Here is a 14,377-nt window from a genome sequence, read left to right as displayed (position 1 = left end):
ACTAAATGATGTAAATCGACGAGAAAGACCATGATCAGCGAATTGAGATCCATCACCACCTTCGTGCGTACGGTGGAACTGGGTAGCCTCAGCAAGGCAGCCGAGGCCCAGCAAATCTCCCCTCAAGCCGCCAGCAAGGCACTGAGGCAACTGGAGACCTATCTCGGGGTGAGGCTGTTCCATCGCACCACCCGCAGCATGTCGTTGACCGAAGAGGGCCAGCGTTTTCTGGAGGCAGCCCAACCCGCCCTGCTCGGCCTGCAACAGGCGTTGTCAGCCGCGAGGCAGACCCGGGAATCATTCGCCGGCCCACTGCGGATCGTGGGGCCACGCTCGGTCGCGCAGATGATCATCGGCCCAGTGCTGGACGAGTACTGCCGGCTCTACCCCGAGGTCCAGCCGGATGTGCAGCTCGATGACCGTATCGGCAACTGGGTAGAGGAGCGAGTCGATGTGGGCCTTAGGATCGGGCTCTCGCCGCAGGACGGGCTGATCGCACGCCGCCTGTTTCCCTTGCAGCTCATCATCTGCGCCTCCCCCGCCTATCTGCGCAAACATGGGGTGCCGCACACGCTGCACGATCTGGGCGTGCACCGCTGCAGCGTGTTTCGTCATGCCGGCACCGGCCACCTTATTCCCTGGCATGTGAAGCTTGGGGAGAGCGTGCAGGATCATCTCGTTCGTCCGGCAATATCGACCAATGATGAGACGGTAGAGCTGGGCGCCGTGCTGGCGGGAGAAGTGATAGGCCAAATTGCCGGGCCGACGGCGGCGGCGCACATCCGGGCCGGTCGCCTGGTTCCCCTGCTGCTCGACCACATGACAGACATGTACAGCCTGTTTCTCTACTACGGCAGCCGCGCGGCCCAGCCCGCCCGGGTACGCCGCTTCATCGATCTGGCGGTCGAACGCCTCACCGACAGCCCGGAGTTCGTGCTCGGTGCCGAGGAGCTGCGCCTTGCCCATGCCAAAGGCATTGCCCCGACAGCCTGAGGCTCGTGATGGGTTTATCCTGGCGTGGACCCCAAGATGAGTGTTGCCGTCATGGACGGCAGGAATGGCGAGGGAGCCGGGCCAGCAGAGGCTGGCTGATATCGGGCAGAGGGTCAGACAGGCAAGGCCGCAGCGTGTGCATTGACGGGGTACACCGGCACGCTAAAGCAGACAGGGAGGCGAAACTAAGGGAAATGAGGGCATGACGCTTGGGGATAGTACGGGCGAGCTGCCTAGTTACCGCGGCACGGCAGCCAGTTTGTCTCGGGTTTGCAGGGATTTCTTAATCTCTTTACGACGACCACAGGGAGCGTGGTGACTTTCCGGTAATACCAGATGCCGTGGGGACTGAGCCAGAGATTCACTATGAAGACTCCTGATTCATCCACACAAAGTGGATTACCAAGAGGTCTGAAGGGGGTTGTTAGTCGTAACTTATTGATTTGCAGAAACAAGTGGTGGCCCCACCAGCCACATCCCGGCACTCGAGTCCCCCACCTTGGCTGCTACCTTCCGGTCCTGACCAGGTCGACGGGTTATCAATGCGAGAGGACCAATGGGACCACCGGCGACGAGAATAGCAAAGTCCCGTTTCATTGCAATGGCTTTCTGCCCGGGGACGGTGCGTTTGCCTGCTTTTTCGGCAATTAGCCAATAAATCAGCTAAATAGCATAAATTTTGCCCCTATCACCAACATCAGCATGGCGAATGCCTGCTTGAGTCGCTGAGGGGGAAGACGGTGTGCCAGCCTGGCGCCGATGCGGGCAAACAGGGTGCTGGTGAGGATGATGCCGAGCAAGGCCGGCAGATAGATGAAGCCCAGACTCCACTCGGGCAAGCCGGCATGGCCCCAGCCGGCGTAGAGGTAGCTGAGGCTGCCCGCCAGCGCGATGGGGATGCTGCAGGCGGCGGAGGCCGCGACGGCGTTGCGCATCGGCACGCTGTTCCAGCTGAGGTAAGGCACTGTCAGGGAGCCCCCGCCGATGCCAAACAGCGCCGACATCCAGCCGATGACGGTGCCGGCGATGCCGGTGCCGACCGGACCAGGCAGATGGCGTTCCGCCTTGGGTCTGAGGTTGAGCCCCATCTGCAGCGCCATGGTCCAGGCGAAGCAACCTATGATGACGTTGAGGGTGCTGGCGCTGAGCAGGTTGGCCGTCATGCCGCCGAGCCAGGCGCCGACCAGCATGCCGACCGCCAGCCGACGGATGATCAGCCAGTCGACGGCACCCGCCTGTTTATGCACCCGCAGCGAGCTGAAGCCGGTGAATATCATGGTGGGCAGCGAGGTGCCGAGCGCGAGATGGGTGATAATATCGGGGGAGACCCCCTGGGCATGGTAGGTGAAGACCAGCACCGGCACTATGATGAGCCCCCCCCCGATCCCGAACAGCCCCGCCAATATGCCCGCGAAGGCCCCCAACAGCAGATAACCCATAAACAGCATAGAATGTCCTTCCCAAGCGGCGTCACCGTCCGTTTCTGCCAGTCGACACCTGAAAAAAAAGATGGCCAGGAGGCCATCTCTTCATTGTGCCGATTAATGCAGGGGAATGGTACCGTCCATCACCTTGTAGAAGGCCAGCACGGCGCAACCGAGCAGGGCCGCCGTCATCCCCTGCTCCAGCCGGTTGAGGCTGCGCAGCCCATGATGCTGGCGCGCCTTCCAGTAGATGAAGATGCCCGGGCTGTAGAGCAGTGCCACCAGCAGCAGGTATTCCACCCCGGCGGCATAGACCAGCCAGCAGCCGTAGACGGTGGCCACCAGCGCCAGCAGCAGGTCACGCTTGCGCTGGTGCGGCTGGCCCTGATAGGTCTCCCCGCTCAGCGCCAGCTTGAGCCCATAGGCGCCGGAGAAGACATAGGGCACCAGGGCCGCCGAGGTGGCGATGTTGACCAGCGCCAGGTAGGTGCTGCTCTGGAAATAGATGATGATGAGGAAGATCTGCACCAGACAGGTGGAGCACCAGAGCGACACCTTGGGCGAGCCGTTCTTGTTCTCCTTGGCAAACCAGGCCGGGAAGACCCCGGTCTTGCCGGCGATGTAGGGCACTTCCGCCGCCAGCACCGTCCAGCTCAGCAGGGCGCCGATCACCGAGATCACCAGGCCGATGTTGATGAGCCAGGCGCCCCAGGGGCCGACCACGGCCTCCAGGATCATGGCGGTGGACGGATTCTTGAGGGCGGCCAGTTGTGGCTGGCTCATCACGCCAAGGGAGAACAGGGTCACCATCACATAGAGCGCCAGGGCGCCGAGCAGCGCCAGCACTGTGGCACGGCCCACGTCCTTGCGATGACGGGCGCGGGCGGAGACCACCACGGCCCCCTCGATGCCGATGAAGACCCAGAGCGTCACCTTCATGGTGGACTTGACCTGATCCATCACGGATCCCAGTTCCATGTTGCCCTGTCCCCAGATGTCCAGGGTGAAGGTCTCCATGTTGAAGGCGAGCAGGACGGCGACACAGAACACGATGAGCGGCACCATCTTGGCGATGGTGGTGACTATATTCACCAGGGCGGCGACCTGGATCCCGCGCAGCACCAGGGCATGTACCGACCAGATGAGCAGGGAGGCGAGCGTGATGGCCACCGGCGTGTTGCCGTCACCGAAGATGACGTTGTCGGGGGTATCGAAGAAGTAGCTCAGCGCGCTGAACACCACGATGGCGTAGGAGACGTTGGCCAGCAGTTGGCAGAGCCAGTAACCCCAGGCGGCGTTGAAGCCGACGAAGTCGCCGAAGCCCGCCTTGGCATAACTGAAGATACCGCCGTCGAGATCCGGGCGGCGCATGGAGAGATTCTGGTAGACCAGCGCGAGGCAGATCATGCCAAGACCGGTGATAGCCCAACCCAGGGCGACGGCCCCGGCGCTGGCATGAGCGGCGATATTTTGTGGCAGACTGAAGACCCCGGCGCCGACCATGGAGCCGATCACCAGCGAGATGAGGGCGCCAAGCCCTAGTTTCTTGTCCATCTCAATCCTGTTTGATTAGGCGGCTGCAGAGCGTCCGTATTCATACTGCGCGCGACATGGGAGGGGCGAAGAGTCCGAGCCCCGTGAAAAAGGCGGCAACTATATTGCATGACTATTCCGACCGCAATCCCTCGCGGTGCCAATCATGCGCCACCTTGACCGCGCGCAATTCTACAGCACTGACCTCAAGCGCCTGTGAGCTGGTTCAAATTCAGAAAGACCCATTGATATTTCTCATTTTTCCATGACCTCGCCCCGCCTTTTCCAGATCAGCGCTGCATGGACATGCAGGCGCCCGAGGCCCCGCCAGGCGAGGCCGGCGGCGCAGACAGCCAATAAAAACGCCCCTGTGCCGAAGGCAAGGGGCGAGGTCCTGGTCGGCGACCCGCGTCAGAGCCGCAGGCCACCGTCGAGATCGATTATCCGTCCGGACAGATAGTCATTGGCGAGAATGAATTGCACCGTCTGGGCCAGTTGCGCCGCCTGCCCCAGAGTGCCGACCGGGATGGCCTGCTGCATCCGGGCCATCGCCTCAGGTTTCATCGCCGCCGTCATGTCGGTGGCAAAGACGCCGGGGGCTATGCCCATCACCCGGATCCCGTGGCGGGACAGCTCCCGTGCCCAGGTCACCACCAGCGAGGCCACCCCCGCCTTGCTGGCGGCATAGTTGCTCTGGCCTATGTTGCCGGCGCGGGCGATGGAGGAGATGTTGATCATGACCCCCCCCTGCCCGCCCTTGGCCATCAGCGCCGCCCCCTCGCGGCCACAGAGGAAGGTGCCGGTCAGGTTGACGTCTATAACCGCCTGCCACTGGGCCAGGCTCATCTTCTCCACCAGCTCCCCCTCCTTCACCTTGATCAGCATGCCGTCCCGCAGGATCCCGGCGCAATTGATAAGGCCGTGCAAGACGCCAAATTGCTCCTTGATGGCGGCGAAGGTCGCCTCCACCTCGGGCTCGCTCGCCACGTTGCAGACGAACAGGGCGCAGCGGCCATCCCGGCTGCGCAGCTCGGCCTCGGTGACCTCCAGATCGGCGCGATTGACGTCGATGAGGGCCAGCACAGCCCCCTGAGCGGCCAGGCTGAGGGCGATGGCGCGGCCCAACCCGCGTCCCGCCCCCGTGATGGCGATGACCTTCTGCTTGATATCCATGGAGACTCCTTGCCAGCTGACTGGCCATAAATGATTGGGTGAGCGGGCTGAGGGCGATGTCGCCTCGACTCAACCGCTTTGGGACTGATCAGCGATTTATCCAGATAGGGTTCGACGATGCTGGAAAAATTCTTGCCCCCCTCTGGTTCACGTGCAGGTTGAAACGGCGGTGGAGGCCAGAGCCCCCTGGCGCTTATTTGTCACTTGGTGCTTTATCGAGATACAGCGCCAGGATGCTGGAAAAATCCTTGGCCCCCTGCCCCTGACTTGCGTGCAGGTTGAAACGGCTGTGGGGGGCCAGAGCCTCTGGCGCTTATTTGTCACCGGGTGCCTTATCGAGATACAGCTCCAGGATGCTGGAAAAATCCTTGGCCCCCTGACCCTGACTTGCGTGCAGGTTGAACAGGTTACGGGCCAGCGCCCCCAGGGGCACGGCGCTGTGGGCATGCTCGGCCAGCGCCATCGCCAGCCCCAGATCTTTTACCATCAGCCGGGTCATGAAGCCCCCCTGGTAGCCTCGGGCGGCAGGCACGTTCTCCATCACCCCGGGCCAGGGGTTGTAGCGCTCCAGGCTCCAGTTGTTGCCCGAGCTCTTGCCCATGATGGTGGAGAGCACGGCCGGATCCAGCCCCTCCTTCACCCCGAGTGCCAGCGCCTCGGCGGTGCCCGCCATGTGGATGGCGAGCAGCATGTTGTTGCACATCTTGGCGATCTGGCCCGCCCCCAGCGCCCCGGCATGGAACAGGTTCTGCCCCATCTGGGCCAAAATCGGCCTGGCCGCCTCGAAGTCGGCCTGCTCGCCGCCGACGATAAAGGTCAGGGTCCCCGCCGCCGCCCCGGCGACGCCGCCCGAGACGGGGGCATCGATGAAGCGGATGCCGCGCACCCTGGCCGCCTCCCCCACCCGCCGGGCCGAGGCCACGTCTATGGTGGAGCTGTCGATCACCAGGGCCCCCGCCGGCAGCGCCCCCAGCAGACCTTGACCACCTCCCTCTGCCAGCCAGAGCGAGCACACATGCTCGCCGGCCGGCAACATGCTGATGACCACCTCACAGCCACCCACCGCCTCGCGGGCATCGCCGGCGGCGATGCAACCGGCGGCGATCGCCTTCTGCAGGTTCTCCGCCACCAGATCAAACACCTGCACGGCGTGGCCGGCCCTGGCCAGGTTGGCGGCCATGGGGCCCCCCATGTTGCCTAGCCCGATAAATCCGATCCTTGTCATCCTTTGCTCCTTGCTCCGTTCGTTATCTAGCCGGGCCTTTCCGGCGCTCTTGTCTTGTCGACTCGCTGTTAAGGGATCAGGGGATTCTTCCCTTCGGGCCAGCGATAGAAAGCGTCAAGCCAGTCGCTGCCCGGTTGGGCCGCCTGCCAGCGGGGGGACCTGTCCTTGTCGATGAGCAGCGCCCGCACCCCTTCCACGAAGTCCCCCCTCAGCACGCAGTTGACCGAGAGCGCCAGCTCATCGGCGAACACCTCGGTCAGGGACTGGCGGCGGGCCTGCCAGTACTGGCGCCAGAGGATGGCGCGGCTGATGGGGCTGCCGCCGCGGCAGGTCTCCCGCGCCGCCACCAGGCTTGCCTCGTCCAGCTCGGCATCGAACAGCCGCTCCAGCACCCCTTGCAGGGTGCAGCCGGCCATCAGCCCATCGATCCTGGCCTGCAGGGGCAGGATCACCGGGGCCGGCAAGGACGAACTGGCACACAGGCTGCCCAGCAGGCTATCGATCTGATCCCGTCGGCCGTCCGGCTCCGCAGACCAGGGCAAGGCGGCGAGACGCGGCAGCAGCTCGGCGCGCGCATCGCTGGCGATGGCGTGATCCGCCAGCCCCAGCCCGATGGCATCCGCGCCGTTGAAGCGCGCCCCGGTGAGCCCGAGCCAGAGCCCGAGTCGCCCCGGCATCCGGCTAAGGAACCAGCTGGCCCCCACATCCGGATAGAGACCTATGGTCACCTCCGGCATGGCAAACAGGCTCTTCTCGGTCACCACCCTGAACCCGGCGCCGGCAAACAGCCCTATGCCCCCCCCCATGCAGATGCCATCCGCCACGCAGATGAGTGGCTTGGCATAGCGGTGAATGTGGTGATCGAGCCTGTATTCCTGCTCGAAAAAGTCGCGGGCATAGCCAAACAGCGCCTGCTCGCTCTCCTCCTGCCGGCGGTAATAAAAAGAACGAATGTCCCCCCCGGCGCAGAACGCCTTCTCCCCGGCCCCCTGCAGCAGCACGCAGACCACGGTCGGATCCTGCTCCCACCGATCGAGCTCCCGTTGCAGGGCCTGGATCATCGGCAGGCTCAGGGCGTTGAGGGAGGCGGGGCTGTCGAGGGTCAGCACGCCGATTCGATGGCCATCCCGGCTGGGATGGAGGCTTGCCTTTACCGACTCAGTCATCGGTGGCGCCTCCCTGATTCGCGGGATAACGATGGGGAAAACAACCTGAAACAGGGGGATTTATTACTCATGAACGGCTCCATCCGGCTTTGATGAGGGGTCTATGCCTATCCCGTAGTGCCAGCGTGGCGCTCGCTTCTCCAGGAAGGCGGCCACCCCCTCACCTTGATTGGCATCGCTGAACAGCGAGAGGAACAGGCTGCGCTCCAGCGGCAGGGCCGCGTCGCGCGGGCCGCTGCGGCCCTGATTGATCAGCTGCTTGCAGGCACGCAGGGCGCTCGGGCTCTGACGCTCGACCATCTGCGCCATCTGCTGGGCCGCTCCCCAGGCATGGCCCTCGGTCACGACCTCCTCCACCAACCCCATCTCGTAGGCCAGGGTGGCACTCACCTTCTCGCCACAGAGGATCATGCGTTTGGCCCAGCCCGGCCCCACCAGCTCGGTGAGACGCTGGGTGCCGCCGGCACAGGGCAAGAGCCCCACCGAGGCCTCAGGCAGTCCCAGCTTGGCCTGCTGCTCGGCGATGCGAATGTCACAGGCCAGTGCCACCTCCAGCCCGCCACCCATGGCATAGCCATTGATGGCGGCGATGCTGACACCGTGAAAGCGCGCCAGCGCCTCGAAGGCGCGGCCAAAGGCCTCGGCCACCGCACGGGCGTGCACCGGGTTGCCGTCGGCAAACATGTTGAGATCGGCCCCGGCGCAGAAGAACTTGTCCCCCGCCCCGCGGATCACCAGCGCCACCACATCGGGGCGGCTGTCGAGCTCCACCATCATCTGCAGGAAGGCCTGCAGGCTGGCGAGGGTCCAGGTATTGGCGGGCGGATGATCCAGGGTGATGTAGGCCACGTGACCGTGATATTCGAGCCTGATCCTTGTCATTGCATTGTCCTTGTGAATAATCCTGCCCGCCATGATGACAGGGTTGAATGGAGCCGAACTCTGGCTGGCTCACAAAGCCTGATTCATCATGCGAGGCAGCGGGCGCTGATCGGCCGCATCACTTCCTTTGTGCCTTCCTGAGATGGCGCAGGAGTCCGTTACTCCAGCGACAGACCGGGATCCGCCAGCAGGCGGCGGGCGATGATCAGCCGCATCACTTCGTTGGTACCTTCCAGAATGCGGTGTACCCGGGTGTCACGCAGGTAGCGCTCGAGCGGGTACTCGCGGATATAACCATAGCCGCCAAAGAGTTGCAGGGCCTCGTCACAGACGCGATAACCCACATCGGTGGCGAACCGCTTGGCCATGGCGCACCAGGCGCTCTTGTCCGGGCTGCCACTGTCCAGCTTGTCGGCGGCCTGGCGCACCAGCAGCCGGGCGGCGGCCAGCTCGGTGGCCATGTCGGCGAGGCGAAACTGCACGCTCTGGAATTCGGCGATGGGGCGGCCAAACTGCTGGCGCTGCTGCACATGGGCCAGCGCATCGTCCAGCGCCTGCTGGGCTGTGCCCACCGAGCAGCTGGCGATGTTGATGCGCCCGCCATCCAGCGCCTGCATGGCGAACCTGAACCCTTCCCCCTCCTGCCCCAACCGATAACGGGCGGGGATGCGCACCCCGTTGAAGGCCACCTCCCGGGTCGGCTGGCTGTTCCAGCCCATCTTCTCCTCGGCCTTGCCGTAGTGAATGCCTGGAAGGTTGGCCGGCACCATAAAGGCAGAGATCCCCTTGGCCCCCTCGCCGCCGGTGCGGGCCATCACCACCAGTACCTCCGTGCTGCCCGCCCCCGAGATGAAGACCTTGCTGCCGTCGAGGAGGTAGTTATCGCCGTCCCGCACCGCGCGGGTCTTGAGGGCCGCCGCGTCCGATCCCGCTCCCGGCTCGGTGAGGCAGTAAGAGCCCAGCAGCTCGCCGCTGGCGAGCCTTGGCACCCACTGCTCGGCCACCTCGCTGGGCAACCAGCTGCCCAGCATCCAGCTCACCATGTTGTGGATGGTGAGGTAGGCGGTGGTGGAGGTGCAACCCATGGCCAGACGCTCGAAGATGAGGCTGGCGTCGAGCCTCGGCAGCGCGAGCCCGCCGTACTGCTCCGGGGTGTAGAGGCCGCAAAAACCGAGCGCGGCCGCCTGTCTGATGGTGGCAACGGGGAACTCGTGCTCCCTGTCCCAGCGCGCGGCATGGGGTTTGAGCGCCTCATTGGCAAAGGCGGTGGCGGCCTCCATGTAGGCCTGCTGATCCTCGGTCAGGGTAAAATCCATCTCGTTCGCTTCCTCGTTGTCCTTGGTTTATCTGTCGCTGCCAGCTGTCGCTCGGTGCCAGCCTATGATCTGGTTCCGATCCTGCCGACCTCTTTCCTCGATCGGCGTCAGCTCAGTACCACTGATCGCCGCTTAGCGCAGGCTGATGGTCATATTGGGGCCGTGCGGAATGTCCTCGTCGAACCAGCGCTCGGTCACCGTCTTGGTCTCGGTGTAGAAGCGCACCGCCTGCTTGCCGTAGGCGTGCAGATCCCCGTAGAAGGAGCCGCGCCAGCCGGTGAAGGAGAAGAACGGCAACGGCACCGGAATGGGCACGTTGATCCCCACCTGGCCCACCGCCACCTCGTGGCGGAACTTGCGGGCCGCGGCGCCGCAGCCGGTGAAGATGGAGGTGCCGTTGCCATAGGGGTTGTTGTTGATGAGGGTGAGCGCCTCGTCCAGATCCGCGACCTCCAGGCAGGCGAGCACGGGGCCGAAGATCTCCTCTTTATAGATGCGCATCTCGGGGGTCACGCCGCGAAACAGAGTCGGCCCCACCCAGTTGCCCACCGGATAACCAGCCACGTCGCAGAAGCGGCCGTCGAGCAGGCACTCGGCCCCCTCGCTGATCCCCACCTCGATCAGGTTCTCCACCCGCACCTTGGCCTCCGGGCTGATGAGGGGGCCATAGGCCGCTTGCGGATCGTGCCAGACCCCGGGCCTGACTTTGGCGAACTCGGCGGCCAGCTCCGGGATCCACTCCCGGGCACCACCCACGAACACCGCCACGCTGATGGCCATGCAGCGCTGGCCGGCAGCGCCGACCCCGGCCCCCACCAGGTTGCTCAGCACCGGCCCCTTGTTGGCATCGGGCATGATCACCACGTGATTCTTGGCGCCGACGAAGCACTGGGCGCGCTTGAGGTGATCGGTGGCGGTGCGATAGACGTGGGCCCCGACCCGGGCAGAGCCGACGAAGCTGACCGCCTTCACATCCGGATGGGTGATCAGCGCATCCACCTGCTCGGCGCCGCCGTGCACCACCGAGAGGATGCCTTTGGGGGCCCCCGCCTCGGTGAACAGCTCGGCCAGCCGCATGGGGGTGAGCGGATCCTGCTCCGAGGGCTTGAGCACGAAGCCGTTGCCACAGGCGACCGCCAGCGGAAACATCCACAGCGGTATCATGGCGGGGAAGTTGAACGGGGTGATGCCGACGCAGACCCCGAGCGACTGCACCCAGGAGTGACCGTCGACCCGGCGCGCCACGTTGCCCATGGTCTCCCCCATGGTCTGGCTGGCGATGGCGCAGGCCTGCTCCACCACCTCGATGCCACGCCAGACATCCCCCTTGGCATCCGCCAGGTTCTTGCCGGTCTCCTGAGCCAGCAACTCGGCCAGCTCGTCGTGATGGGTCTTGAGCAGATGCTGATAGTTGAACATGACCCTGGCCCGTTCCGGCGCCGGCACCTCCCGCCACAGCAGGTAGGCGTCGTGGGCGCAACGCACCGCCAGCTCGACCTCGGCCGGGGTGGCCATGGGCAGGCGCGCCAGCAGACTCTGATCCGCCGGGTTGGTCACCTCGATCCATGCCTGGCTCTCGGAGGCATGGGCCTGACCGCCGATATAGAGCGGCAGGTCGCCGTACTGGGTGTGATGGTGACTCATGCTTTCCCCCTCTTGCCGCTAGGCCAAGATCTGCACTTGCTGATCATGCTGTTCACTCCTTGCGTTCGACCGTTCGAGGGGATGCACCGCTTGCCACCGCCGCTCAACGAATTTACCTTAGACTAACAATCAATTTACGTTTACGCTAACGTAAACTTAACCCATAAATGGACTGACCAGTTTGTTGCCATTGGCGACGCTGCCGGTGAGTACCAGCCGCTTGATATAGAGGAGAGCAAGGATGCATGCCCTGATGGATGAGACCCTCCGCGCCCTGACCGAACAGGTCGAGGCCTTCTGCCAGAAGGTGATAGCGCCCCGCGCCAGCGAGATTGACCAGAGCAACGCCTTCCCGCGCGACCTCTGGCCCCTGATGGGTGAGCTCGGGCTGCACGGCATCACGGTGGCGGAGGAGTATGACGGGGTCGGCCTCGGCTACCTCGCCCACGTGCTGGTGATGGAGCAGGTGAGCCGTGCCAGCGCCTCGGTCGGCCTCTCCTACGGCGCCCACTCCAACCTCTGCATCAACCAGATCCACCGTCACGGCACCCCCGATCAGAAGGCGCGTTACTTGCCTGATCTCGTCAGCGGCAAGCACGTGGGGGCGCTGGCCATGAGCGAGCCCGGGGCTGGCTCCGACGTGGTCAGCATGCGCCTGACGGCAGAGGCCAGGGGCGATCACTTCGTGCTCAACGGCACCAAGATGTGGATCACCAACGGCCCGGACGCCGACACCTTCGTCATCTATGCCAAGACCGATGCCAAGGCCGGCGCCAAAGGGATATCGGCCTTCATCGTCGAGGCGGGCACGCCTGGCTTTACCACGGCCCAGAAGCTCGACAAGCTCGGCATGCGCGGCTCCAGCACCTGCGAGCTGGTGTTCGAGGAGTGCAAGATACCCAAGGAGAACCTGCTCGGCGTCCTGCACGGCGGGGCCCGGGTGCTGATGAGCGGCCTGGACTACGAGCGCGTCGTGCTGGCGGCGGGGCCCCTTGGCATCATGCAGGCCTGCCTGGACGTGGTGCTGCCCTATGTGCGCGAGCGCAAGCAGTTCGGCCAGGCCATCGGCGAGTTCCAGCTGGTGCAGGGCAAGTTGGCAGACATGTACACCCGCCTCGCCAGCAGCCGCGCCCTGGTCTATTCGGTGGCGAGCGATTGCGATCTGGGCCACACCAGCCGCAAGGATTGCGCCGCCGCCATCCTGCTTGCCGCCGAGAACGCCACCCAGATGGCGCTGGACGCCATCCAGCTGCTGGGCGGCAACGGCTACATCAACGAATACCCCACCGGCCGGCTGCTGCGGGACGCCAAGCTGTACGAGATTGGCGCCGGCACCTCGGAGATCCGCCGCTGGCTGATCGGCCGCGAGTTGATGGGAGAGAACGCATGAGTCATCTCCAATCGCATCTCGATGTTTCAAGCGCCGAGTTTGCCGCCAACCGGGAGGCCATGCAGGCCCTGGTGGCCGATCTCAACGCCCGCTTCGACGAGATTGCCCTGGGAGGGGGCGCGGCCAATCAGGCCCGCCATCAGGCCCGCGGCAAGCTGCTGCCCCGCGAGCGCATCGATCGGCTGCTCGATCCCGGCTCCCCCTTCCTCGAGCTCTCGGCCCTGGCCGCCTGGCAGGTGTATGAGGAGCCGGTGCCCGCCGCCGGCATCATCACGGGATTGGGCCAGATCGCGGGCCGGCTCTGCCTGCTGGTGGTGAACGATGCCACCGTCAAGGGCGGCACCTACTACCCGCTCACCGTGAAGAAACACCTGCGCGCCCAAGCCATCGCCGAGCGGCTGCGGCTGCCCTGCCTCTATCTGGTGGATTCGGGCGGTGCCTTCCTGCCCATGCAGGACGAGGTGTTTCCCGATCGGGATCACTTCGGCCGCATCTTCTACAACCAGGCCCGCATGTCGGCCCAAAACATCTCCCAGCTCGCCGTGGTGATGGGGCTCTGCACCGCGGGCGGCGCCTATGTGCCCGCCATGGCCGACGAATCCATCATGGTCAGGGAACAAGCCACCATCTTCCTGGCGGGGCCGCCGCTGGTCAGAGCCGCCACCGGCGAGGAGATCAGCGCCGAGGCCCTGGGGGGCGCCCTGGTGCACTGCGCCCACTCCGGGGTGGCGGATCACCTGGCCGAGGACGATGCCCATGCGCTGGCCATCGCCCGCACGTTGGTTCGCAACTTAGGGGTGAGTAACCCGGGAGTGAGCAATCTGGGCACGCCACCGCCGCCACCCGCCCCAACCTACGACGAACCCTGTTACCCCATCGAGGAGCTCTACGGCCTGGTGGGCACCAGCCTCAAGCGCCCCTATGACGCCCGGGAGCTCATCGCCCGCCTGGTGGATGGCTCCGAGTTTGACGAATTCAAGGCGCTGTTCGGCACCACGCAGGTCACCGGCTTCGCCCGCATCTGCGGCATGCCGGTGGGGATCCTCGCCAACAACGGCGTGCTGCACAGCGACAGCGCCCAGAAGGGCGCCCACTTCATCCAGCTCTGCAACAAGCGTGCTATTCCCCTGCTGTTCCTGCAGAACATCACCGGCTTCATGGTGGGCAGTGCGGCGGAGAAAGAGGGCATCGCCAAGCACGGCGCCAAGCTGGTCACCGCCGTGGCCTGCAGCCGGGTGCCCAAGCTGACCCTGATCGTCGGCGGCAGCTTCGGCGCCGGCAACTACGGCATGTGCGGCCGCGCCTATGAGCCCGACTTCCTGTTCAGCTGGCCCAACAGCCGCATCTCTGTGATGGGGGGCGAGCAGGCGGCCGGGGTGCTGGTGCAGGTACGCCGCGACAAGCTGGCGGCCGAGGGCAAAAGTTTAAGCGAGCAGGAGGCCGAGGCCATACGCGCGCCGGTGATCGCCCAGTATGAACAACAGGGTCACCCCTACTACGCCAGCGCAAGGTTGTGGGATGACGGCGTCATCGATCCCGCCCAGAGCCGCACCGTGCTGGCCCTGGCGCTGGCGGCCTGTCAGGGCGCCGAACTTGGCCCAGAACAATACGGCATCTTCCGGATGTAAGGA

11 protein-coding genes and 1 other RNA gene are annotated in these 14,377 nt (G+C 64.8%); 3 read left to right on the top strand and 9 right to left on the bottom strand.

Features of this window, described 5'->3' with window-relative positions; genetic code table 11:
* Positions 1 to 30 precede the first annotated feature (30 nt).
* Positions 31 to 993: a LysR family transcriptional regulator gene (locus AACW18_RS07775; RefSeq protein WP_218388272.1), complete on the top strand. Its 963-nt coding sequence runs from the start codon at positions 31 to 33 to the stop codon at positions 991 to 993.
* 462 nt (positions 994 to 1,455) lie between these two features.
* On the opposite strand, the gene ffs is transcribed toward AACW18_RS07775, so the two are convergent.
* From ffs to AACW18_RS07730, 9 genes are all read right to left on the bottom strand, one after another.
* Positions 1,456 to 1,552, bottom strand: an RNA gene (gene ffs / locus AACW18_RS07770) — signal recognition particle sRNA small type.
* 100 nt (positions 1,553 to 1,652) lie between these two features.
* Positions 1,653 to 2,441 carry a sulfite exporter TauE/SafE family protein gene (locus tag AACW18_RS07765; RefSeq protein ID WP_218388271.1) on the bottom strand — a complete coding sequence of 263 codons (789 nt, stop codon included), beginning with the start codon at positions 2,439 to 2,441 and terminating at the stop codon, positions 1,653 to 1,655.
* A 93-nt stretch (positions 2,442 to 2,534) separates the two neighbouring features.
* A complete protein-coding gene (arcD, locus tag AACW18_RS07760; RefSeq protein WP_042653695.1) occupies positions 2,535 to 3,971 on the bottom strand; it encodes an arginine-ornithine antiporter in 1,437 nt (478 codons plus the stop codon).
* A gap of 390 nt (positions 3,972 to 4,361) precedes the next feature.
* Positions 4,362 to 5,123: an SDR family oxidoreductase gene (locus AACW18_RS07755; RefSeq protein ID WP_163155093.1), complete on the bottom strand. Its 762-nt coding sequence runs from the start codon at positions 5,121 to 5,123 to the stop codon at positions 4,362 to 4,364.
* 313 nt (positions 5,124 to 5,436) lie between these two features.
* Positions 5,437 to 6,348 (bottom strand): 3-hydroxyisobutyrate dehydrogenase, encoded by a 912-nt coding sequence (gene mmsB / locus AACW18_RS07750; protein ID WP_218388270.1) that lies wholly within the window; start codon positions 6,346 to 6,348, stop codon positions 5,437 to 5,439.
* 68 nt (positions 6,349 to 6,416) lie between these two features.
* A complete protein-coding gene (locus AACW18_RS07745) occupies positions 6,417 to 7,514 on the bottom strand; it encodes an enoyl-CoA hydratase/isomerase family protein (RefSeq protein ID WP_218388269.1) in 1,098 nt (365 codons plus the stop codon).
* Positions 7,515 to 7,577: 63 nt separating this feature from the next.
* The gene (locus tag AACW18_RS07740) at positions 7,578 to 8,396 is read right to left on the bottom strand and encodes an enoyl-CoA hydratase (protein WP_218327798.1); all 819 of its coding nucleotides are present in this window, start codon (positions 8,394 to 8,396) and stop codon (positions 7,578 to 7,580) included.
* 158 nt (positions 8,397 to 8,554) lie between these two features.
* Positions 8,555 to 9,712 (bottom strand): acyl-CoA dehydrogenase family protein, encoded by a 1,158-nt coding sequence (locus AACW18_RS07735; protein WP_218388268.1) that lies wholly within the window; start codon positions 9,710 to 9,712, stop codon positions 8,555 to 8,557.
* A gap of 132 nt (positions 9,713 to 9,844) precedes the next feature.
* Complete coding sequence (locus AACW18_RS07730) at positions 9,845 to 11,356, bottom strand: CoA-acylating methylmalonate-semialdehyde dehydrogenase (RefSeq protein ID WP_218388267.1); 1,512 nt, start codon at positions 11,354 to 11,356, stop codon at positions 9,845 to 9,847.
* Between the two features lie 241 nt (positions 11,357 to 11,597).
* Here AACW18_RS07730 and AACW18_RS07725 point away from each other — a divergent pair, with 241 nt between their 5' ends.
* Positions 11,598 to 12,746, top strand: coding sequence for an isovaleryl-CoA dehydrogenase (locus AACW18_RS07725; RefSeq protein WP_218388266.1), 1,149 nt, complete (start codon positions 11,598 to 11,600; stop codon positions 12,744 to 12,746).
* Entirely contained in the window at positions 12,743 to 14,374 is a 1,632-nt protein-coding gene (locus tag AACW18_RS07720; protein ID WP_218388265.1) for a carboxyl transferase domain-containing protein, read from the top strand. Before AACW18_RS07725 ends, AACW18_RS07720 begins: the two co-directional genes overlap by 4 nt.
* Positions 14,375 to 14,377: the final 3 nt, after the last annotated feature.

It is taken from the genome of Aeromonas sp. sia0103 (assembly GCF_963895295.1).
Lineage (GTDB): Bacteria > Pseudomonadota > Gammaproteobacteria > Enterobacterales > Aeromonadaceae > Aeromonas > Aeromonas encheleia.
This window is presented reverse-complemented; position numbering and strand designations above follow the sequence as displayed.